At 41.3% G+C, this 21880-nt stretch carries 22 protein-coding genes and 1 pseudogene; 19 read left to right on the top strand and 4 right to left on the bottom strand.

Features of this window, described 5'->3' with window-relative positions:
• Positions 1–39: 39 nt before the first annotated feature.
• Positions 40–306, bottom strand: a complete 267-nt coding sequence (locus tag AC3WJJ_RS02115) for a tetratricopeptide repeat protein (RefSeq protein ID WP_492537578.1) — start codon at positions 304–306, stop codon at positions 40–42.
• A 369-nt stretch (positions 307–675) separates the two neighbouring features.
• Between AC3WJJ_RS02115 and AC3WJJ_RS02110 the strand changes: the two are divergent.
• The 15 genes and pseudogenes from AC3WJJ_RS02110 (at position 676) to AC3WJJ_RS02040 (ending at position 13932) form a co-directional block, all read left to right on the top strand.
• Positions 676–1494 (top strand): annotated as a pseudogene (locus tag AC3WJJ_RS02110) (YwqG family protein).
• Positions 1495–1570: 76 nt separating this feature from the next.
• Positions 1571–2119 (top strand): hypothetical protein, encoded by a 549-nt coding sequence (locus tag AC3WJJ_RS02105; RefSeq protein ID WP_492537576.1) that lies wholly within the window; start codon positions 1571–1573, stop codon positions 2117–2119.
• Positions 2120–2143: 24 nt separating this feature from the next.
• Positions 2144–3022 (top strand): ADP-ribosylglycohydrolase family protein, encoded by an 879-nt coding sequence (locus tag AC3WJJ_RS02100; RefSeq protein ID WP_492537574.1) that lies wholly within the window; start codon positions 2144–2146, stop codon positions 3020–3022.
• A 79-nt stretch (positions 3023–3101) separates the two neighbouring features.
• Entirely contained in the window at positions 3102–4157 is a 1056-nt protein-coding gene (locus AC3WJJ_RS02095) for an ankyrin repeat domain-containing protein (RefSeq protein ID WP_492537572.1), read from the top strand.
• Between the two features lie 57 nt (positions 4158–4214).
• Complete coding sequence (locus AC3WJJ_RS02090; protein WP_492537570.1) at positions 4215–5030, top strand: inositol monophosphatase family protein; 816 nt, start codon at positions 4215–4217, stop codon at positions 5028–5030.
• 20 nt (positions 5031–5050) lie between these two features.
• Positions 5051–5416: a hypothetical protein gene (locus AC3WJJ_RS02085; protein ID WP_492537569.1), complete on the top strand. Its 366-nt coding sequence runs from the start codon at positions 5051–5053 to the stop codon at positions 5414–5416.
• Positions 5417–5639: 223 nt separating this feature from the next.
• Positions 5640–6320 carry a nicotinamide riboside transporter PnuC gene (gene pnuC / locus AC3WJJ_RS02080; RefSeq protein ID WP_492537567.1) on the top strand — a complete coding sequence of 227 codons (681 nt, stop codon included), beginning with the start codon at positions 5640–5642 and terminating at the stop codon, positions 6318–6320.
• Entirely contained in the window at positions 6317–7327 is a 1011-nt protein-coding gene (locus tag AC3WJJ_RS02075; RefSeq protein WP_492537566.1) for an AAA family ATPase, read from the top strand. The genes pnuC and AC3WJJ_RS02075 overlap by 4 nt, the downstream gene beginning before the upstream one ends.
• 26 nt (positions 7328–7353) lie before the next feature.
• Positions 7354–8247 (top strand): NUDIX hydrolase, encoded by an 894-nt coding sequence (locus tag AC3WJJ_RS02070; RefSeq protein ID WP_492537564.1) that lies wholly within the window; start codon positions 7354–7356, stop codon positions 8245–8247.
• Positions 8244–8795 (top strand): riboflavin biosynthesis intermediates N-glycosidase, encoded by a 552-nt coding sequence (ybiA, locus tag AC3WJJ_RS02065; protein WP_492537562.1) that lies wholly within the window; start codon positions 8244–8246, stop codon positions 8793–8795. The genes AC3WJJ_RS02070 and ybiA overlap by 4 nt, the downstream gene beginning before the upstream one ends.
• A 36-nt stretch (positions 8796–8831) precedes the next feature.
• Complete coding sequence (locus AC3WJJ_RS02060; protein WP_492537560.1) at positions 8832–9146, top strand: hypothetical protein; 315 nt, start codon at positions 8832–8834, stop codon at positions 9144–9146.
• Between the two features lie 102 nt (positions 9147–9248).
• Positions 9249–9560, top strand: a complete 312-nt coding sequence (locus AC3WJJ_RS02055; protein WP_492539548.1) for an ArsR/SmtB family transcription factor — start codon at positions 9249–9251, stop codon at positions 9558–9560.
• Positions 9561–9655: 95 nt separating this feature from the next.
• Positions 9656–10831 carry an MFS transporter gene (locus AC3WJJ_RS02050; protein ID WP_492537558.1) on the top strand — a complete coding sequence of 392 codons (1176 nt, stop codon included), beginning with the start codon at positions 9656–9658 and terminating at the stop codon, positions 10829–10831.
• A gap of 87 nt (positions 10832–10918) precedes the next feature.
• Positions 10919–12874 (top strand): GTP-binding protein, encoded by a 1956-nt coding sequence (locus AC3WJJ_RS02045; protein WP_492537556.1) that lies wholly within the window; start codon positions 10919–10921, stop codon positions 12872–12874.
• A gap of 347 nt (positions 12875–13221) precedes the next feature.
• Positions 13222–13932 carry a dihydropteridine reductase gene (locus AC3WJJ_RS02040; RefSeq protein ID WP_492537554.1) on the top strand — a complete coding sequence of 237 codons (711 nt, stop codon included), beginning with the start codon at positions 13222–13224 and terminating at the stop codon, positions 13930–13932.
• A 29-nt stretch (positions 13933–13961) separates the two neighbouring features.
• Here the strand turns inward: AC3WJJ_RS02040 and AC3WJJ_RS02035 are convergent, their stop codons facing one another.
• Positions 13962–14675, bottom strand: a complete 714-nt coding sequence (locus AC3WJJ_RS02035; protein WP_492537552.1) for a MerR family DNA-binding transcriptional regulator — start codon at positions 14673–14675, stop codon at positions 13962–13964.
• Positions 14676–14825: 150 nt separating this feature from the next.
• Between AC3WJJ_RS02035 and AC3WJJ_RS02030 the strand changes: the two genes are divergently transcribed.
• The 4 genes from AC3WJJ_RS02030 to AC3WJJ_RS02015 all read left to right on the top strand — a co-directional run bounded on the left by AC3WJJ_RS02030 (position 14826) and on the right by AC3WJJ_RS02015 (position 18227).
• Positions 14826–15341 carry a DUF6022 family protein gene (locus tag AC3WJJ_RS02030; protein WP_492537550.1) on the top strand — a complete coding sequence of 172 codons (516 nt, stop codon included), beginning with the start codon at positions 14826–14828 and terminating at the stop codon, positions 15339–15341.
• Between the two features lie 331 nt (positions 15342–15672).
• Positions 15673–16962 (top strand): M20/M25/M40 family metallo-hydrolase, encoded by a 1290-nt coding sequence (locus tag AC3WJJ_RS02025; protein ID WP_492537548.1) that lies wholly within the window; start codon positions 15673–15675, stop codon positions 16960–16962.
• The gene (locus AC3WJJ_RS02020; RefSeq protein WP_492537546.1) at positions 16949–17758 is read left to right on the top strand and encodes a DUF3100 domain-containing protein; all 810 of its coding nucleotides are present in this window, start codon (positions 16949–16951) and stop codon (positions 17756–17758) included. The genes AC3WJJ_RS02025 and AC3WJJ_RS02020 overlap by 14 nt, the downstream gene beginning before the upstream one ends.
• Positions 17739–18227 carry a hypothetical protein gene (locus tag AC3WJJ_RS02015; protein WP_492537544.1) on the top strand — a complete coding sequence of 163 codons (489 nt, stop codon included), beginning with the start codon at positions 17739–17741 and terminating at the stop codon, positions 18225–18227. The genes AC3WJJ_RS02020 and AC3WJJ_RS02015 overlap by 20 nt, the downstream gene beginning before the upstream one ends.
• Positions 18228–18393: 166 nt before the next feature.
• Here AC3WJJ_RS02015 and AC3WJJ_RS02010 read toward each other — a convergent pair whose 3' ends face one another.
• Positions 18394–19998: a response regulator transcription factor gene (locus AC3WJJ_RS02010; protein WP_492537542.1), complete on the bottom strand. Its 1605-nt coding sequence runs from the start codon at positions 19996–19998 to the stop codon at positions 18394–18396.
• 2 nt (positions 19999–20000) lie between these two features.
• Positions 20001–21809, bottom strand: a complete 1809-nt coding sequence (locus AC3WJJ_RS02005; protein ID WP_492537539.1) for a sensor histidine kinase — start codon at positions 21807–21809, stop codon at positions 20001–20003.
• Between the last annotated feature and the right edge of the window lie 71 nt (positions 21810–21880).

The raw sequence follows: 21880 nt of genomic DNA, 5'->3' as shown, positions 1-21880 counted from the left end.
CCCGCTTGGGATCCGTTAACCTCTTGAGATGCTCTTTTCTTAGCGAGGCGTAAATTTTCTCTTTTTTGCTTTTTGTGTGCTCCAACTTAAAAAAGATTCCGTATTTTGATCATTAGGCTCTAGCTCATCAGATCTGCGGAATGCTTGTACCGCTTCTTCAAAGCGCTTCAAATGAAAAAGAGCAAACCCTACTCGATAGTGCCATAACGGATCCTGTTTGCCAGCTTCGGCAATGCTCTCAAAATGATCTAGTGCTATTTCGTACTGTCCCAAATTGTTATAAGCTCTGGCTAAGCTACTGATCATTTCATAGTCTCGTTCTTCATCAGGAATTGCTGTCAGCGTGTCTACGATTTGCTGATGTTCGTCTTCTTCATGCCATTCTTGCAGTTGATCAATAAGAGATTAATTCATTTCTACCTCCAAATGATTAATAAAAAATACTCCATATGTATCTGGCAGTCTCTACCTTTAAAATAGTAACATCTATAAATAAAGGTTTCTAGAACTATACCATATGTTACAATGAAGCTGTTTTTTTATTATTGATTATTTGAATTTTCATGGAACATAGAATTTAAGACTTTACACATAGGGAAGGTGAATCGATTGCTAAGTGCTAACAATCAAAGTAAGCTCGAGCAAATCGTTTGCGAGAACCAATTCGAACATATTATGGATTACCTAAAGGAGTCTGTACGCCAAGGCATTCGCTTATCTAAAAAAGAGATCGATACATATACGGAAATATGTCCTTCTCGTATAGGAGGAGACCCTGACCTACCTGATAACGAGGAATGGCCGCTCAATTCTGAGGGTACTCCGATGACGTTCTTGGCTCAACTGCGTTTAAGTGAATTGGTACCTCATGATGTAGAAGCGCTGCTGCCTGCCAAAGGTATGTTGTAATTTTTCGTTGGAGTGGATGAACCTGCGTATGGAATTGAGCACAAGGTGATTTATGTATCAGAGGACAAGCTTCATGAAGCTAAACGTTACCCTTCGCCTAAAGTGACTACCATTGAGGGCCAGTTTACTGGTTATCGTGTGAGCGCTAGATCAACGTTGGAACCTCCTAATTATGGCTATGTAGATTACGATATCGTGGAAGATGATGAACATGATTATGAACAATACGAAGATCTCTGCTTCGAGTTAAATGATAACAATTCAGGTGATCTGGCAGTCATGTTTGGTTATCCCTCTACCCAGCATGGGGATTGCGAATACGAAGCAGCACTTCAACTGTTGACTGGACAAGAGTATAACTATTCAACGGATTCAGCGTTGGAACAGATCACAGATCATTTCAAAGGTGATTCGGATAGAGCGAAGCAGGAAGTACAGGATACGCTATTGTTGCTCGCGCTAGATTCTGATCAGAGTGTTGGTTTTTGCTGGTGGGACGCTGGAGAATTGCAGTTTTTTATTCGAAAGGAAGATCTACTCGCAGGGAACTTCACAAACACGTATTGCTCCCTATATTCTAGCTAAGACAGAAGACGATATCTATATTAACAAACGAATAGGACATCAAATAGCACATGTCTAGCTGATTGGAGTGACTGTTTTGAAGTATTTAAAAGATGTACAGGAGCCGGGAATGGGAACTTGGTATTTTGAAATTGATAACGACGGTGTGGCATACAGACAGATGGTTAACCATGATGATGCCATCTGGATCACATCCAATCGAAAACATGATCACTATCATTTCATGCTGGCAGAACAACCACTAGATGCCGAGGAATCTTATTACAAGGAAATTAGTCAGGCGGAATTTGAGGATCTTTGGCACGAGCAGCTTCAACTTGGTATGGAAGACTGGCATCGAACCCAAAAGCTGTTTCCAGTAGGTACTCGAGTCGAAGGGTATATCGAAGCTTTTTTTCCACAAGGTACCTTGATTAACTTACTGGAACCTCAGGCTGTAGGTATAACGGACACATTGGCTTTGAAATCAGAAACCCCTGCTGAATGGATTTATCCACGGTATCGTGTGATTGCCGAAGTATCAGGATACGATGAAGTGAACCAATGGGTACTACTTACCCTTACTGAAGTGATGGGGAATCAGTATGAAGCCGATGAGGAAGAAAATAAAAATTCAGAAATTTAAGTTGGAAAAAAATGAGGGATTGGAATGGACAATAAGTTAATGGACCGGATCAGAGGTGGAATGTATGGCGTGTCTGTCGGAGACGCTCTTGGCGGAACAACTGAATTTATGACTGATCGGGAGATTAAGGCACAGTACGGTTATTTGACAGAAATCATCGGCGGCGGGGTATGGAGCTTGGAACCGGGGGAAGTCACCGACGATACGATGATGACGCTTGGTGTGGCTGATGGGATACTCGAGAATACGGAGGAGCCTATGGAAGCGATCGGGCGTTTTTTTATGGAATGGTACCAATCGCGGCCAAAAGATATAGGAAACATTATTCGTCGTGTTTTTGAAAAATATGAAGGTGACTGGTTTGAAGCGGCTTTTGTTGCTCACATGGATATGGGACAAAGCGGCGGGAATGGATCACTCATGCGGTGCCTGCCGGTTGCGCTGGCTTATAAGGAGCTTGCTGATATCGATCGAGTGACGATCATGCAATCTCGAATGACGCATTATGATCCCAGATGTGCCGAAGTCTGTGTCATGTACAACCGAATTGCTCACCGTCTACTGAAGGGAAAAGATTTAAAAACGTCTATTAAGGCTGAGATTGCAGGAAGTGAATACGAAGAACATGTATCTGCGCTACCAGATTGTCCGCCGAGTGGTTTTGTCGTACATACTTTCCGATGGGTACTACATATTTTGCTTCATACATCCAATTTCGAAGAAGTCGTACAGAAGGCTGCCAATCTAGGTGGTGACTCTGATACGATTGGCGCCATTGCCGGAGGGTTGGCAGGTATTTATTATGGCTATGAAGGCATTCCTACTCAATATGCAAATGCGATTCTCATTAAAGACAGACTTGACCAAACCATTTTGCAATTATATGTCATGAAGACCTCATAAGAATATTGAACTAATTCACAACATCCCGGTTCCCGGTGAAGATTACAATGGTGCTTTGACAAAAGGAGGGAATGTACATATGGGCAAGAAGAAAAAAAACTTACCTAAAAATTTTGATGAACTCATTGAAGAAGGCAACATACCTGCTTTAAAAGAGGTATTTACCAAATGCGAATTAGATGCTCGAGGCGGTTACAGTAAATCGACAGCCTTGGCCTTTTACAATGTACCTGATGAGTTGGTTCGATGGCTCGTGGAACAGGGTGCTGATATAAATGCTAGCGACAATTACGGAGAAACACCATTGCACAGCCATGCGAGAAGTTGGTGCGGAAATCCTGAATTACTGATTGATTTGGGTGCCGACTTAGAAGCGATCGACAGTCGAAACGAGACACCTTTATTTGCTGCCGCAGGTTCATTTAAACCAAAAGCGGTGGATATGTTGGTTACTAAAGGTGTAAATATCAGCGTGAAGAATAAGATGCAACAGACTCCATTAGAAAAAGCTTTGGCATTGTGCAAAAATGCGGATATTGTCAACATGGCTGAAGTTGCAGAACTTTTGCTTAAAGCTGGGGCCACTGTAACGCCGGAAATGAAAGACTCTATTAATCGTATCGGAACTGAATTTGAATTTCATAGAGAAGGTTTTAATAAGGAATCTTTGATTCAAACCGATGAAGCACTTAAACGTCTATATGAACTATTTCATGTTACTCCAATAGAGAAGCGTAAGACACATGACGGCGTCTCTTCCATAACCGTATCAGCAATGGGATGGCAGGCTCAACATCATGAACTCTGGAGTTTATTAATTCCATCAAAAGGACATGCGAAAACCGTACAAGGTGAGGTTATCCGTATTACAGGTAAAGTGTCATACGAAATTTTAGATCATGACGGTATCAACTGGGATCAACAATATCGTAAAATGCTTAATTGTTTGTTAGATTATTTTAGCTTAGGTACACCATTAGATCCTGCTGCACTTCAGGAGGTAACAGTACTCGTCAAAGAACTTCACAGCGGAAAGGGTAATGATGAGCCTGCCAGACTATGCGAACTGGCCGTACAATGGGTACTCAGGAATCCGAATCCAATTACGCTGGAACAGCCTAGCTATACACGATAACTTATGTTTAACCTTTTTCAAGATGGGATTTTGAATTGAATTAAAGGGGGAAACCCAATGCAGAGTAAAGCGTTTGAGTGGGCAAATTTTATGACAAAAGTACTTCAAACAGCGGGAAATGAATTAATCAGATTACGAAATGAGTTACGTGTAGAAGTTTCATATAAAAATGCAGGGGAACTAGTTACCACAGCCGATTTAGCTTCCGATCAAATTATACGTGAAGCTATTTTACAGTGTTATCCCAATCATCGTATTCTCTCAGAAGAGCTGGCCCCGGAAACCGAGAAAGAAACATATGAAGGCCCCTTATGGGTCATAGATCCATTAGACGGGACAGTAAACTATGCCCATAAAATGTCCCATTTTGCAATCTCTGCAGCAATCGCAGTGGATGGGGTTGTTTGGGCAGGGGTAGTCTATGCTCCAGACTTAGGTGTGACCTATGTTGGCATAAAAGGTGGAGGGGCTTATTGCAACTCAAAACCTCTTTATATTGATCATATCAGACCTTTATCTTTAGCAATCGTGGGTACTGGTTTTCCACACGATAAGGGAAAGGTGGGACCTGCACTTGAAAGAATGAGAATTCTGGCAACCCACTGTAAAGATATTCGTCGTTTGGCTGCACCAGCGATAGATATTTGTTATGTCGCTTCCGGCCAATTGGATGCACATACAGAGACGTTAGCACCTTGGGATATAGCAGCAGCTGGTTTAATTGCTCGAGAAGCAGGAGCTATTACAGGGCATGTTGGAGTAGTGCCTAACGACTTCCCCTCAGATTTATATGGTGAAGAAATGATTTGCGCAAATCCAGGTATCTATGAGGAGCTCCTTGATGTAATGCGATCTTCAAAGTCATTAAACTAAATAGAAAGCTAGGTTATTATATGAAAACTGTGAGTCAAGAAATCCAAGATTTATCTATTAAATCTTTGGAATCGACTTTTAATAAGCTGTCAAATGCTTATACAAGCATGACCGAAAAAGGTTCCAATACAACCCTTGTCCTAAAGAGAAGAAATGCCGTGAAGATCGGTTTAGAAAGCCTGAAAGATGTTTGGAATGAGAGTGGGTTTGTCTATGATCAAGAAACAATATTGACTTCTAAAGATATTCTTGAAGGTGTCATTCCATCGATCGAAAAACAGATAGCAAAATCAAAAGAAGGTAGTTCTCAAAAAACAATAAATGAACGCCGCTTGACTGCACTTCACTTGGCAATTGAATCTTTGGGGAACCGTCTTAAGGGCTGAAGCCAAGACCTCCACGATGTAAAAGCAGCAACGGATTTATAATCCACTCATAACGAACCCTCATTAATAAATAAAAACCAGCCTGCGATAAATAAGGAATAATTTACTTGCCCTTGGCTGGTTTTTCTGTTAATTTTGATAGTAACAAATTGTTATTAACAAAAAGTTACTAAGTGATTCGTGTTTTTCAGTCTACGCTTCAGTGAAAACGGAGGGGTAAAAGATGAGAAGAGTTGTGGGTGGCTGGAATCTGTTCGAAATCGTGTGGTTGTTGCTATTTACATCAATCGCTGTCGGGTTTACGGTAAATTCAAAGGACTCATTTTTCGGGTTTACGGTTTTTATTACTGGGGTGCTTTGTGTAGTACTTGCAGCGAAGGGCAATCTGATGAGTTATGTTTTCGGCATGTACAATACCGTCGGTTATGCTTATTTGGCCTATATTAACGGTTTGTTTGGAGAGGTAATGCTGAATTTGTTATTCTTCGTTCCTATGAATGTCATTGGCTTCTACATGTGGAAAAATAATCGCAAAGAAGACGGTAAGCTGACTATGCGTCAGATGGATCTAAGAGGACTCTTTTTCGTTGGGGTGGTCTGTGTAATCGGATGTGTACTGCTAGGATTCGGGCTTTCGTTCATTTCGGGTCAGAACTCACCATACATCGATGCTACTACGACGGTGCTATCTGTTGTGGCGACCTTCTTAATGGTTCGAAGATTCAAGGAACAATGGCTGGTCTATATTGTGCTGAATTTGTTTACGGTGCTATTGTGGGTGATTCGGATGCTCGATGGTAGTGGTGAAGGCCTGATGATGATCGTAATGTGGAGCGCATATCTGGTCAACGCGGTTTACGGGTACTATATTTGGAACAAAGGAGCTAAGGAGGTGGCGGCATGAAAACACTTGGACTAACACTAGGAAAGTTTGCCCCGCTGCATAAAGGGCATCAGTATATGATTGAAACGGCGTTGCAGGAAGTCGATGAATTGATCGTGGTCATCTATGAGACGACGGTCACCCCGATTCCGCTTCATGTTCGAGCGAATTGGATTCGTAAGCTCTATCCGGCAGTTCGTGTAATCGAAGCTTGGGACGGACCGGATGGTTATTCGAATGACAGGGAGCATGAAATTCGGGAAGAGCAGTATATACTGGGTGTGCTGAACGGTGAGCAAGTAACACATTTTTACTCAAGTGAGTTTTACGGCGAGCATATGAGTATCGCTTTAGGTGCGGTAGATCGGCGGGTGGACGAAGCCCGTGAGCGGGTTCCGATTTCAGCGACGATGGTGCGTTCCGATCCCTATAAGCACAGGGAGTTCGTAAGTGATATTGTGTACCGGGATTTGATCACGAAAGTGGTATTCGTTGGAGCAATGTCGACGGGTAAGTCGACGATCACTGAAGCGCTGGCACGGCGATATGACACGACTTACGCGAGCGAGTATGGACGGGATTATTGGACCGAGCATCAGGTCGACCGTAGAATTGGCCTAGAAGCTTTCAATGAAATCGCGGTCGGTCATATCGAGCGTGAAGAGCAGGCTTTACTTTTGGCGAACCGATTTCTATTTGTCGATACTAATGCGATTACGACGTATATGTTCGCTCTGGATTACCACGCTGGAGCTCCTGAGCTCTTAACCCAGATCGCGCTGGAGAACGCGCAACGCTACGATCTGTTCTTCCTATGCGACGACGATATTCCATACGATGATACATGGGACCGCAGTGGAGATCAGAAGCGCCATGTTTTTCATAAGCAGATCATCGCAGATCTTAACGAGCGGCGGATACCTTACATTACGTTACGAGGGAGTCTGGAGGAGCGGATACGTAAGGTAGATGAGGTATTAGCCAAGTTCGAGCCCTACGGGAATTATTTTGGGGAGTTAAACAATTAGAAAGAAAATCAAGGAGGCGAAAAAACTTGGATTTGTTGGATCGCGATGGACTTACGGAAGGTGAATTTTTGCAGCGTTACCGGGCAGGAGATTACGAGCGGCCTTCGGTGGCGACAGATATGGTTATCTTCACCGTGACCAATGTTGAGGTGGACAGTTATCGTAAACTGCCAGATAAGGAGCTTCGGGTTCTCCTTATTCGCCGTGGAGGGCACCCTTTTCTGGGCAAATGGGCGCTTCCTGGGGGTTTTGTTCAGCCGAACGAGACGACTGAGCAGGCTGCGGCAAGGGAATTACGCGAGGAAACCGGGGTGGAGGATGTTTATTTAGAGCAGTTGTATACGTTCAGTGATATCGGTCGTGACCCCCGAACATGGGTTATGAGCTGCAGCTATATGGCTCTAATCAATAGTGATAAGTTGGAGCTTAAGGCAGGGGATGACGCGACCGACGCCGCTTGGTTTAAGTTATCATATCGTCTGCTACGCGAGCAGAAAGAGCTAATTGAGGGTGGATATTTCAAGACACTGGACTACGAACTGAAACTAAGCAGTGAGGAAGAAGAACTTTCGGCAGTCGTAGCGAGAACGATGACTGCGAAGACTACATCGACCAGCATAGATTATAAGATCGTATCGAATGACGGATTGGCCTTCGACCATGCGAAAATCCTAGCTTACGCGATCGAAAGGCTACGAGGAAAAGTAAATTATACCGATATTGCGCTTCACTTGATGCCGAAGCATTTTACTTTGACGGAGCTCCAACGAGTTTATGAGGTTATTTTGGATAAAGAACTATTAAAAGCGGCCTTCCGGCGCAAAGTAGCTGATCTTGTGTCGGAAACTGATCATTACACCGAAAACGCGGGACATCGACCATCCCGGTTGTATCGGAGAAATTTGGAGGATAAGCGATGATTTACAATCTCGATGAGTTAAGAAAAGCATATAACGAGGGAGAAACGTTTAAGTTTGTATTCTTTTGGGGCCATACGCCACCTAAGGATGGAAACATCGACAAAAGCTGTTTCAGCCAATGGTGGATGTGTCCGTTCACGGTAGAAGAAACAGAATACTCCTGCGCTGAGCAGTTTATGATGGCCGAGAAAGCAAGGCTGTTCGGCGATGAGGAAATGCTGAAGTCGATCCTAAAAGCGAAACACCCGAAGGAGATGAAAGCCTATGGACGTGCGGTCCAAAACTTTGACAAGGATATTTGGGACAAGGAATGCTACGACATCGTCAAGAGAGCCAGCTTGGCCAAGTTTTCACAGAATCCGGCGCTTGGCGATTATCTGAAGTCGACGAAGAAGCGCATTCTTGTCGAAGCCAGCCCGCGTGACCGCATTTGGGGTATCGGTATGGCACAGTCTAATCCGGACGCGGAGAATCCCCTGAAATGGCGGGGCAGAAACCTGTTGGGGTTTGCGCTGACGGAAGCACGGGACGAGTTGCTACGAAATTAGTCTTTCGCAAGAACCAACAAACAGCATCAATCGTAGGTGTTTGAATTGGTCACGGGAATCGCGATTTATGATACAGAGAGTATAAACGCTTCCGAGGCTTTGGAAATTGGACGGTCCTTTTTTGAAGCCATAGGCGTCAATGTTAACGATTCCACAAATTACAAATTTTTGAGTAATGGAGATCAAGAAGGGGATCACCAACTGCTCGATATATCTCTCGACCGTTTACAAGAGAATGTGTTAACCAGAGCTTGCGATGCGTTCTGGCTTTATCACGAGCGAAAGGGGCGAAGCGTTGGTATGCAGCATTTGGCCGAGAAACCAGAGATTATGGAAGCTTTCCTGTTTTAACAGCATAATGCGAATTATCACTAGAAGAAGTTTATGGCCCTTTCCATACATTTGCCGCATGAACATATTTACAAATCTATAAAAATAGATATAATATTGGTTATGGAACCTTCATTGATCTATAAAGCATTATCAAATGAAACAAGACAGCAAATTTTATTATGGCTGAAAGAGCCGGAGAATTATTTTGATGAAGAGCCTTATTTAAGACAAGGGATTAGTTTTCGAGTTGGAGTATGTGTAGGAGAAATCCAAGTGAAAACGGGGCTCGCTCAGTCGGTTATTTCTAGTTATTTATTAACAATGAAGAATGCAGGATTATTAGAATCTGAACGTATTGGAAAATGGACGTATTATCGTCGAAATGAAAAAACGATACAAGAGTTTGCCGAGTATGTTCAAAGGGAATTATAAATAGGGAGGAGGGACTTTTTTTTTGCAATAATACATCTATTTATCTAGATATATATATATATTATGATTATACATAAAGAATGGAGATTTCATAAATGAAAAAGATAAGCCCTCTACTTATAATTATGCTGGCATTAGGTGTATTCGGAATTATTACAACAGAAATGAGTGTTGTCGGGGTATTACCACAAATAGCACAAAAGTTTGCTATTTCAACTTCACAAGCGGGCTTATTAGTCAGTGTATTTGCTCTTGTTGTTGCGATTTCGGGGCCATTTCTAATGATATTGGTATCTGGGATTAACCGAAAAGTACTTTTACTAACTGCTATACTTATGTTCGTTATTTCGAATATTATTTATGCTTTTACCACACATTTTGAAGTTATGCTTATTTTTCGAATCCTACCTGCAGCACTTCATCCGCTCTTCTTTTCAATCGCGCTTGTTACTGCAGCTTCACTTGTACCACCAGAAAAAAGTGGCCAAGCCGTTACTAAAGTTTTCACGGGAGTTACCGTTGGATTTGCTCTAGGTGTACCATTGACCTCTTATATTGCAGAACTGTTTTCCTTAGAAGCTGCTTTCATGTTTGGAGCGGTAGTAAACGCTCTTGCATTTATAGGGATACTTACTTTGCTTCCTTCTATGCCGGTTAAAGAAAAAATGTCTATTGGAAAACAGATCGGTATACTACGTAAGCCAGGGTTATGGCTAAATATTGTTGCGGTTATGTTTATGTTTGCAGCCATGTTTTCGGTTTATAGTTACTTTGCTGAGTACCTTGCGAAAGTAACTAACATGAATGGCTCTCTGATCAGTGGCATGTTACTTATATTCGGCGTCATTATGATTGCAGGGAATCAATTATTTGGATTCTTGCTACAAAAAAACATCCTAAATACCGTAATATCATTTCTAATTGCATATTTAATAGCCTATTTATTGGTTTATTATTTAGGCTCTTATTTCGTTCCTATGATTTTCATGGTATTTATTTGGGGAATCATTCATTCTGGCGGATTAATTGTAGGTCAGACGTGGTTAATGAGTGAGGCACAAGAATCCCCTGAATTCGGCAATAGTTTATTCGTCTCGTTCTCGAATCTCGGAATTACTTTAGGAACCTCTATTGGCGGCTGGTTTATTTCTCAATTAGGAATTCACCAGTTGATCTGGAGCGGCTTCTTGTTCACACTGCTTTCTTTATTATTGATCATCGTAAAAGTGAGATATTTCAAGTCTAGTAGTCAACCAGTACCATTAAGCTAAAACTAAGCTTATTCTTACCCACGCTCCCGATTTCTATGCTTTAATAAAATGAGTAGTATCAACTAGAAGCGATGAAAGTGGGATTCTATGAAGCGACTAACAATTGGCCTGTTCGCCCATGTGGATGCAGGTAAGACAACTTTTGCGGAACAGCTGCTATACCATACGAACAGTATCCGGTCGCGTGGGCGGGTGGATCATCAGGATGCTTTTCTGGACAACCACGACATCGAACGGGCAAGGGGCATAACGGTGTTCGCTGATCAGGCAGTAATGGAATATAAAGGGGACACCTATTATTTAATAGATACGCCAGGACACGTCGATTTCTCCCCGGAAATGGAGCGGGCGTTACAGGTCATTGACTATGCCATCCTGATTGTAAGCGCGGTTGAAGGTGTTCAAGGCCATACGGAGACGGTCTGGCAACTGCTGCGTAAGCATAAGATTCCGACGTTCTTTTTTATCAACAAGACGGATCGGATCGGCGCAGATATAGACAGAACTGAGGCGGATATCCGTCAACAGTTGACGGAGGAGACATGCTGCATAACACAAACCTTCACTGACGGTATCATTGGCGATTCGCTGCGGGAGGCCATGGCAGAGCGGGACGAAGGCTTGCTGGAAGCGTTCCTGGAAGGGAGAGAAGATCCTGACTTCTGGCTAAGGGCGTTGCAGAACGTGATAGCGGAGGGTCTTCTCTTTCCCTATGCTTACGGTTCAGCGCTTCAGGATGCAGGCGTCATTGAATTTCTGGATCAATTACACCTGCTAACTACAATGACTTATGACGAGAATGCTTCGTTTCAGGGGCGGGCGTATAAAATTCGGCACGATGAAAGCGGAGTAAGACTCACGTTCATTAAGGCGCTGAGCGGCCGCTTGAAGGTGAGGGAACAGCTTAGTTACGAGAGCGGTGGGGTTCTAATTGACGAGAAAATTACGCGAATATTTTTGTTAAACGGTCTCAAGTCACAGTCGATAGAACAAGTGGTAGCCGGTGATTTGTTTGCGGTTGCGGGATTGTCCGCCGCTGAAGCCGGACAAGGTCTGGGGTCGATATCAGACAAATTGGTTTACGACTCTGAGCCGACGCTACAATCGAAGGTATTATTCGATAATTCAATACATGTACAGAAGGTGCTTGGAGCTTTTCGCATGCTGGAGGCGGAGGAACCGTCATTGAATGTCGTCTGGGATGAGAAATTCCAAGAGATTTCGATCCGTGTCATGGGATTGATTCAACTGGAAGTGTTGGAACAGATTGTAAGGGGGCGATTCGGCTTTACGATCTCTTTTGAACAACCGCAAATCTTGTATAAAGAAACGATTCAATCGGCTATTAAAGGGTATGGCCACTTCGAACCACTCAGACATTATGCAGAAGTGCATCTGTTGATTGAACCGGGAGAAAGAGGTAGTGGCATCATGTTCGATAGCCGATGTCATGTCGATGACTTGAATGTCAGCTATCAGAATTTGATTCAGAGTCACCTCTATGAACGGGAGCACCACGGACTCCTGACGGGAATGCCAGTCACTGACGTTAAAATTACGCTGCTGAAAGGCCGTGCGCATAAAGAACATACCCATGGCGGCGATTTCCGTGAGGCTGTTTTTCGAGCGCTGCGCCAGGGGCTTGAGAAGGCCGATAATGTGCTGTTGGAGCCTTATTACGATTTCAAAATCAAGGTCACTATTGATGAAATGGGCAGGGTGCTATCGGATATTCAGCGCGCCTCCGGTATTTTTGATCCGCCGCAGACGACTGAAACGCAAGCGGTGGTGACAGGCAGGGTGCCTGTGTCGACCTTTATGAACTATAGTGCCGAATTCGCCTCCTTTACGCATGGGCGTGGTAGTATTCGCTGCGTGTTCAGCGGCTATGATCGATGCCATAATACAGAGGAAGTGATAGAGCGGATGGGCTATTGTAAAGAAGCAGATCCCCTGTATACATCTTCGTCCATCTTTTGCGCCAAGGGAGCAGGATACTCGGTGCCATGGGATGAGGCGGAAGCCAAGATGCACCTTGAATGATCTATATTAAACTAAGTAATTCTGAAATTATCGTGAGTCGTACTATTCATAATGTGAGGATATTAAGTATATTTGTTCAGGGTCAGTGAAATATGAGTACAAATAGAAATGGCTAAGGAAACGTCCAAACTGAGCAACAATGGATGCAAAATGAAGTAGAACCAAATCAGACAGCCTCGAGGATTACTTGTCAAAATGTTAATCGTGCAAAGTTTCTCTACGCAATATGTCTATTTGATCGCTTGCCTTGCAACGATGAACTAAGATATATAAGGTTGTAATTGAGAATTGTTATCATTTATAGTATATTAATAAAGATACATATCATAGAGTATGGGGGATATATAATGCAGATATACTGGACTAAAATAAATAAGATCATTGACGAAACACCTGAGGTTAAAACGTACCTGCTAGACCGTCCGGAAGACTTTACATGGGAAGAAGGTTCCCACACCCACTTCGCTTTGGAAGGCTTTAATGCTGGTGACAAACCCAACCGTAGCCTGATTCGCCACATGTCCATTTCTACTTTACCGCATGAAAATTCAATAGGCATCACAACACGAATCAGAGAGCAATGCTCTGAGTTTAAAACGATTTTAAGAAATCTGAAAGTCGGCAATGAAGTTGCAATATTTAAAACTCATTCCAATGTACCGCTAAAGAGAGAAGACAAAAATGTATACTTGCTATCCTCAGGTGTGGGGCTGGCTACGTTCAGACCAATCGTTCTTGAATATTTCGAACGTGCTGACAACGTCAATCAAATACATTCCCTAAACGTTGATTCATCCAAACAGTTCCTATTTACTAAGATATTTGAGTCCACTCCTGACAAGAAGTTCACAGCACAATTCGTCGATAATCGCAAAGACTACTATGAAGAAGTGAAGAATCTTGCTAATGACAAGACAGGACTTTTCTATGTTGTTGGTAGTGACGAATTCCTCGTTCAGAACATTGAAGTACTACGCGAGCAAGGTATCAAGCCGGAACAGATTATACTTGATAAACGTGAACAACAAATACCTGAGTTTTTATCATTCGATCTGTAAATTTCAAATCGTAGAAACCCACTGATTAATCAGTGGGTTTCGTTTTTATTTATCTGTTGAATTAATTGGTATAACCTAGATATCCCACACATTTGTAACTCGATTCTTTTATTAAGATAAGATCGTATTTCTGTAGCCAGTTTCATGATGTTTTGCAGATCTCGATGCTCAGTAGCGGCTATCCACTGCTTGTACTTCACGGTTTCTTCTGAGTAGACGAAGTTCTGCATGATCTGCAGCAACCTCATTTTTAGCAGATGATCCCCATTGTAGTATCGATAACTATTGTTTGGATCTCGGTCCGCGACCACATATCCAGCGTGTTCCCAGTAACGGATTGTTGATTTTGGTAAGTTCAGCAGTGTAGAAACTTCATTGATACTAAGACGCTGCTTTTGATATAGTGATGTTTTATCGTCTGCGAATACCTGAATATCCTGGATCAACCTCTCTAATTTCTCTTTGTCCTCGTATAAAACAACTTCCTTTTCTCTGATAATCCATAAAGCCTCATGCCTCTTGTCACGTTGAATGTTATGAATGACCTCTGTTGTTAATTCCATCCCGAAAGCAGGGGCCATGGCTTGAATACAAGACAAGTAAGCGGCATGCAGGTCCGTATAATAACGATATCCGTTCCCTGATCTTTCGGCAGAAGGAATAAGACCTTTAGCTTCATAGTTCCGTAAAGTGCTTGGGCTAATCCTAAATGTTACTGCTATTTTGTGGGGACGCATCTTCATAAACAGCATCACTCCCTATTGTAAACATTACATTGAATTGTAAGATATTCTAGATACTCTGAAGATTATCCTACTTTATGTGTGATCAACCTTGCAATTGGCTTCAATGTTGTACGATTTTTATGAAAAGACAAAAGGAGGAGAACGTGTATGACTAATAAAATTCCAGTATTCCACCAAGACATGACGATAAGAGAAATAGGTGAGGAGGCTAACCGCTATATCGAGGCTGAATGGAAGCCATTGTATGAGTCCGTGTTTAAAGACTTTACATCAGCTTTTGCAGAAATAGAAGATGCAGCCTACGGCCTTTACTTGGATAAATTGATGACATCCCTATTCGAACATCTGGAAAGTGTCGGTTTAAGTGCCATGGTGAAGCTGGAGGATAACGATTTCGTTATCGCAAAACGCTTAGTTTTCCGGAACTCCCTTGAGAAATGGGGTACAGAAGATAATCGATCGAGAATATTCTGGAATGTGATTCGTGACATGCAAGGCAATCCGTTAGGTACTTTACTTACCGAAATCCCTCATTCTCATTTAAAATTCGACATTCCTTCAGCACCGGTCGTCTATGCATTATCTGTGTTTCATAAGGATAAGATCGTACAAGGAATTAAAGGGATTAAGGAATCAGTGAAAGATAGTGAGGAACTTGCGTGAGTGACATAAAGGGTTAGCAGATTGCTATCATAAAGGTATATGGAAGAAGATAGTGAAATGGAGCAGATTGCTGTGGCAGTCTGCTTTTTTTCATCGAAGTAACGGGCAGTCATTACAGATTTTAAAAAGGTCTAATAGATATGATGCTACGAATTAATGCTCCTAAATAATGGATTATTGCTTACAAAAATAGAAAATAAGGCAATAAATTGATTTGAAAACGAACAATTTTTATATTATTATAACTAATGTTCGTGTTTTACCTATTAATCTGTATTAACCGTAATTGATTCACTAGTAATTTTCGATGAATGGAATGGAGGAACTTGTGTTGATTTTCAAAAACCAGTACGAGGATATTAAGAGGGTTGCAGAAGATATTTATCATCATCCAGAGCTGGGATATAAAGAAGAACGAACCAAACAGATGGTGATCTCTTATTTAAAACAGCTAAATCCAGATATTCAGTTAGAGGAATTCAGTACAACTGGCTTCCGAACCACATTAGGCGATTCTGATAAAGAGCTGCATGTTGCGTTTATCGCGGAATTAGATGCAGTATATGCTCCTTCTCATATGCATGCCGATAAGGCTACAGGTGCTGCCCATAATTGTGGTCATTACACACAAGTTGCCATTGCGCTTGCTTTATACAGCTATTTTGTAAATACCCAGGCATATAAACATTTTGATTACAAAATAACCTTTGTTTTTGTACCAGCGGAGGAGTATTTGGATCTGGCCTACCGAGATGAATTAATGAAGCAGAACAAAATCACTCACTACGGTGGTAAGCCAGAAGCCATGAAGCTAGGCGTCTTTGATGATATTGATGTGGGCATTTGTGTGCATGCGATTGGCGGGGAGTTTGCGAAGCGCACCATTAATATTAATTGCGATTTGGCTGGTTTCCTGTATAAAAGATATACCTTTATCGGACAGGCATCTCACGCAGGGTTCGACCCATTTTCCTCAAAAAATGCGTACAGCATGTCTACTTTGTTTAATGTAGCGGTTGGTTTAAGCCGTCAACAGCTTAAAGATTCAGAAAAGGTACGGATTAATCCGATAGTTATGCAATCTGATATGTCCACAAACGTCATTCCGAACGGAATCACCGTAGGAACGGATTTGCGGACTTTATCTGTTGATTATATGAAGGAAGCTGCAGGGAAGCTGGATGCCGCGGCTAAAGGAAGTGCGCTAGCTTTGCAGGGAGAGGTAGAGATTTCCACTCAAATGGGTTATCTGCCGTTTAATCAAAATCGCTACTTATCTTCTTTTGTAAAAGAGGCTTTTGAGGATACCGAGGAAATTGAAGTGTTATTGGATGCTGATCCAATTAGTGCAGCAGGAGATATCGGTGACCTGGCCTACATGCTTCCTTGTATCCAGATCGGCTACAGCGGTTTTACCGGCACGATTCATGGTGATGATTTCATCGATGTCGATCCTGCGTTTATATATGAGATTTTCCCGAGATTCCTGGCACAGGTATTTGAGAAGATGAATGGAGAAATTGATCGATCTAAATTGTATAAAAGAAGTTATGAAGAGTATGCAGGGCTGATTAACGAGATTATTTGGGAAGAGGAAGGAAGTCATCATGAAGAAAAATAACTTTATCTATCTCTTAATCTTTGCGTTGGTCGTCATAACGATATCTGAAATGATTGGCTTCCAGAGTATCTCCGTGGGGGGACTATCTATCGGACTGTTACCTCTCGTGTTTGCGATCTTGATTACGATGATACTTGGGCTCAGTTTTCTGCGTAAAGGCTTCTGGAAAAAGGTCTACAGCAAGGAGAATATTGAGTTTGCCGGTAAATATCTAATCTTTATCATGCTTCCGCTTATGGCGAGATACGGTGCGGACGTTGCCCCAAAAATCAAAGAAATTCTTCAAATCGGGGGAATATTTCTCGTTCAGGAGCTGGGTAACCTGGGAACTGTGATTTTTGGCCTTCCTGTTGCTATTCTGCTAGGCTTGAGACGAGAGGCTATCGGCGCTACGCTGGGTATTGGACGTGAAGGTGAGCTTGCATACATTTCGGAAAAGTACACGCTGGATTCGAAAGAAGGAAGAGGCGTACTGTCCTTATATATTATTGGAACTTTGTTCGGCACCATATTTTTCAGCGTATTTGCACCGATTCTGCTTAGTCTTGGTTTCCGCGTTGAAGCTCTAGCTATGGCATCCGGGGTCGGATCAGGAAGTATGATGAGCGCATCTTCTGCATCCTTAGTTGCTCAAGTACCTGAAATGGAGAGCACGATATTATCCTATGCAGCAGCAAGCCAGCTACTGACCAGCTTTTTAGGAACGTTTACGATGGTATTCCTTGCAGCGCCTTTACAGCAATTCTTATATCGAATCTTTACACGAGGTGACAAACATGCAAACCGTGCTGCGTAATAAATACATTAAATATGGTCTGATTGTTCTCTTAAGTATCGCTATGATTCTGTTTACGCAGTTCATTAAAAATATGAAGGATCCTAGCTCAGCTCCTGTTACAGGGATGACGATCGTAGGTTTGCTTTCCCTTTGGGCGTTCTCCATGATCGGAATCTTTATATCGGAGAAGTTAAATTCCTCATCCATTAGAATATTGAGGGAGTTCCCGGTATTAGGATGGGTATCGATCACTTCCCTTGTCATGTGCTTGCTATCTGATTTTTTTGTAGAGGCTATTCAAGCCGTAAATTTCCTTTCGATTACGACACCAATCCTTACGTTCGCAGGTATTTCTGTAGCTAATCGTCTAGTTGAATTAAAGAACACCTCTTGGAAAATTGCCATCGTTGCCATTTTCGTATTTAGCGGAACTTATATTGGTAGTACGCTGGTAGCACAACTCGGGTTGTTCATTGCAGGAAAGTAAGAGATCGCGGATTTAGTAAGGTAACCATTAAAGGAGCTAGAAGGTTTACAAAAACCTTACAATTCAGAAGGTACAATGTAGATATGATAAGGAATTGAATGGAGCCATCTTCCGGCTCCATTTTTTGTTGCCTAATTGAATTAGTGAAGCGTTTAATTTGAAATGATTAAATTAATGATCTTTTATTGCCATTTAATAATTGAAATTCAGTAGGCGTCATTTCGAAATATTGTTTAAATACATAGTTAAAATGCTTCACGCTGATATAGCCAACTTGTTCCGCTACGGTATACACTTTATGACTTGGATCGGCGAGCAGCTTGGCAGCCTGCTCCATTCGGGTTCTGTTCAAAAACTTTACATAAGGCTCTCCAATTTGTTTATGAAACAGATGACTGATATACGTTGCATTTAACTGGAATTTCTCAGCTAACATAGGTAAACTGAGGGCTTCTTTGTAATTTGCCAGAATGAATTCTTTAATATGCTGTGCCAGCATGTAATCTCTCGTTAAGGGAAGAGAAACTTCCGATTCAGGATCATTATCATATAAAATGAAGATCATCTCCGCATGCAGTTGGCCCATTTCTTTGAAAGTAAATGGTTCATGGAGAGAAGAGAGGTGCTCGGTTAAGAACTGATAAGCATCTACAATTTTGTTCTCAGGAAAACCGGCAGATAAAGATTCCAGACAATACAACATGAAGCGGATGACATTGGATTTATTGGTGTTTCCTTGATTTTGGTACCAGACTTCTAGAAGTTCTATCAGTTTTTGTTTGTCCTTTGCTCTACTAATGGTCTTAATTTGTAATAGGAGCTGCGAAAATTCATCAAACCATTTCTTATTTTTTTGGATATCGGAGTTAGCGAAATTGTTTTCGAGTAAACTTTTTATGGCTTCAGCATAGCTGGATTTAAGAGAAAGCAGATCATATTCCAAGCTCCCTATTGTGCTGGATATAGTTACCCCGATCGTATCTTTCATTTTGGATATGATTTCGGAGATCGTACACTCCATATGTTTACAGAGAACATTCTGATCATCCGAAGTAAAGAAGATACAAGTATTTTGATGTGTATCGAGAAAAGCCCAAGCATTGGTTGTGGGTTCAATGTGTTCTTTACAGACATTATATAGGATGTATTTGTAGGTCTGGATATCTTGGTAACGGATTGATTTTAACAGAGAAGCTTCTTCGTTGAACGACAGCACTGCAATGCTTCCAACCCCATCAAATAAATTGATTTTAAACCGATGAAGTAATGGATATAATGTATTAATTTCTACACGAGCATCCATGATCACGGACTGCAAGAAATTCCGGATTACGCTATCAATGGATTCCATTTGTAAGGAACGTAATTCTTGAAGTAAGGAGTATTCTTGAATTTCTGTCGTTCTTAGATTTGCAATACGAGCTAGCAACTCCTTAATCTGACTTTTGATAATCGGCTTAAGTAAATAATCTTTAATCCCATACTGTAAAGATTGGCGAGCAAAATCAAATTCATCAAATCCGGATAGGATAACGACAAGTTGGTGTTTGTTGATTTTACTGATTTGTTCGCTTAATTGTAGTCCGTCCATTCGAGGCATTTTTATATCGGTTAGCACAAGATCTACAGAATTATTCTCAAGAAAATCCAGTGCTTGTATACCGTCACTAGCCTCACCGGCGATAATAAATCGTTCATCGAGTAAGGGGATTTGTGCCTTTAGAAAATTTCGAGTATGAGCCTCATCGTCAACGATTAATACTTTATACAAGATTACACCTTCCTTAACTGCTGTTTAAGTGGTAATACAATTTTTATGGAGGTACCTAAGTGAGGTTGACTTGAAATTTCCAGTCCGTAAGGTGCTCCAAATTGTTTGCGTATACGTTGATGGACGTTAAGAAGACCGATTCCTGTCGTTTGCTGATTCTCCCGTTCCGATTCTTCATCACCCAGAAGTTTGTGGATTTCAGCAAGAGAGTTAGCCGGTATACCAGGACCATTATCAGTAACGAACAGACAAACATCTTCTTGAATGAATTCGCTGTAGATCTTAATAGTTATAGATTCATTCTGGCCTTCACATCCATGGATTACAGCATTTTCAACCAGTGGCTGTAAGATTAAAGATGGGATAATGAAAGAATCTAATTCTGGATGAATGTGCACAGTATATCCCAGTTTCTCGCTAAATCTTGCTTTCTGAATATAGAGATATTCATGGATCAATGAAACCTCCAATGATAGCGGAATATTTTTAGCCATTTTTGTGATTTTTCGAATCATGCCACTAAGGTTCTCAATACTTTCAACAGCTTCATCCTCTTGGTTCGATTGAATCATAATACTAATCATATTTAAGGTGTTATAAATGAAATGAGGTCTGATTTGTCTAGTAAGTGCATTTAACTTAGCTTCTTGTTCCAATAGATTAGTTTCATAGACTTGTTTAACGAGTTGTGTATTATCCGAGATAATATGACTTATTTGTGAGACCATACTATTAAAAGACTTCCCTAAGTACCCGATCTCATCATTGCGCTGCTCGGGAAATCGAACACTCAGGTTACCGCTCTTAACTTGTTTCATAAGCCGGATAATCGCAAACAAAGGATTAAGGAAATTCTGTATTGACAGAATTACGATAATTAACATGAGTACTGAACAAGCAAATGCGAAGTATAACGTCCGATTTCTCATTTCAGCTGCATTCTGATTTAACTCATCTAACGAGTTAAGAGAATATATATGCCATCCAGTTCCCTCAATAGGTATGGTGTATGTTAAATATTCTTTTTTATTAAGTGAAGTTTTTACAGCTTGATTCGAAAAGCTATCTTTTTGAATCCCCAGGATATCCGCTTTACTTAGATTATCCCCTAAACTAGAGTAAAGAATGTTTCCGCTTTCATCGGAAAGGACAATGCCTCCTTTTTTTCCATTACTGACGGTATTTAGGATATTAATAATACCATCAAACCTAGCATCCACTTTGATAATACCGATAATATCAGCATTTCGCTCGCCACCGAAAATAGGACGAACAATAGAAAATATCTCAGCATAATCATCCTTGATCAAGCTCTCTTTGTTATTGCTGAGGAAAAAAGGCGCTTTGTCTTGAATGGCTTTGTTGTACCAACTTAATTGTCTAAAGTCGATTAGAGAATCTAAAGACTCATAATTTCTCGAACCCAGATATACGCGATCGGTGATTAGAAAGACTCTTAAAATATCTTCCTGCGGATAAATCAAAGTGTTCTCTAGAAAATTATTAATAAAGCGATTATGTAGTAACTGTTCCATACTATTCCTATTATTCTCTTGAATTGATGCTATAAGTTCCGAGTTGTAGTAGGGAAGCATGGAGGTTCTTATCATTTCCTCCGTGTATTGTTTGAGATTAATGGAGAGTTGTGCGCTCGTTTCTACCGTATGTTTATAGGTCGTATTGATTGAGTTTCTTTTATACTGCATATACGAAAATACAGACGCTGAAATTACTGAAATGAGAATAAGGGTACTACATAAGAAAATTAGTTTTGTTTTAAATGTTAACCCTTTGTATTTTCTAATAGCCATGATGACTTGCTTTCCCCCTTCTAATAAAGGAGTGTAGTGAACTTCAACTTAGGTGTCAAACAAATTATTAT

The organism is Paenibacillus sp. FW507-14B1B (assembly GCF_058781425.1).
Note: the sequence above shows the minus strand (reverse complement) of the source record. Positions and strands in the feature narration are given on the sequence as shown.

Coding starts and splice junctions, on each gene's coding strand:
- AC3WJJ_RS02085 (WP_492537569.1), top strand. CDS start 5,051: ATGAAAACTGTGAGTCAAGAAATCCAAGATTTATCTATTAAATCTTTG.
- AC3WJJ_RS02090 (WP_492537570.1), top strand. CDS start 4,215: ATGCAGAGTAAAGCGTTTGAGTGGGCAAATTTTATGACAAAAGTACTT.
- AC3WJJ_RS02015 (WP_492537544.1), top strand. CDS start 17,739: ATGCAAACCGTGCTGCGTAATAAATACATTAAATATGGTCTGATTGTT.
- AC3WJJ_RS02005 (WP_492537539.1), bottom strand. CDS start 21,809: ATGGCTATTAGAAAATACAAAGGGTTAACATTTAAAACAAAACTAATT.
- ybiA (WP_492537562.1), top strand. CDS start 8,244: ATGATTTACAATCTCGATGAGTTAAGAAAAGCATATAACGAGGGAGAA.
- AC3WJJ_RS02055 (WP_492539548.1), top strand. CDS start 9,249: ATGGAACCTTCATTGATCTATAAAGCATTATCAAATGAAACAAGACAG.
- AC3WJJ_RS02095 (WP_492537572.1), top strand. CDS start 3,102: ATGGGCAAGAAGAAAAAAAACTTACCTAAAAATTTTGATGAACTCATT.
- AC3WJJ_RS02030 (WP_492537550.1), top strand. CDS start 14,826: ATGACTAATAAAATTCCAGTATTCCACCAAGACATGACGATAAGAGAA.
- AC3WJJ_RS02020 (WP_492537546.1), top strand. CDS start 16,949: ATGAAGAAAAATAACTTTATCTATCTCTTAATCTTTGCGTTGGTCGTC.
- pnuC (WP_492537567.1), top strand. CDS start 5,640: ATGAGAAGAGTTGTGGGTGGCTGGAATCTGTTCGAAATCGTGTGGTTG.
- AC3WJJ_RS02040 (WP_492537554.1), top strand. CDS start 13,222: ATGCAGATATACTGGACTAAAATAAATAAGATCATTGACGAAACACCT.
- AC3WJJ_RS02075 (WP_492537566.1), top strand. CDS start 6,317: ATGAAAACACTTGGACTAACACTAGGAAAGTTTGCCCCGCTGCATAAA.
- AC3WJJ_RS02100 (WP_492537574.1), top strand. CDS start 2,144: ATGGACAATAAGTTAATGGACCGGATCAGAGGTGGAATGTATGGCGTG.
- AC3WJJ_RS02115 (WP_492537578.1), bottom strand. CDS start 306: ATGATCAGTAGCTTAGCCAGAGCTTATAACAATTTGGGACAGTACGAA.
- AC3WJJ_RS02050 (WP_492537558.1), top strand. CDS start 9,656: ATGAAAAAGATAAGCCCTCTACTTATAATTATGCTGGCATTAGGTGTA.
- AC3WJJ_RS02045 (WP_492537556.1), top strand. CDS start 10,919: ATGAAGCGACTAACAATTGGCCTGTTCGCCCATGTGGATGCAGGTAAG.
- AC3WJJ_RS02035 (WP_492537552.1), bottom strand. CDS start 14,675: ATGAAGATGCGTCCCCACAAAATAGCAGTAACATTTAGGATTAGCCCA.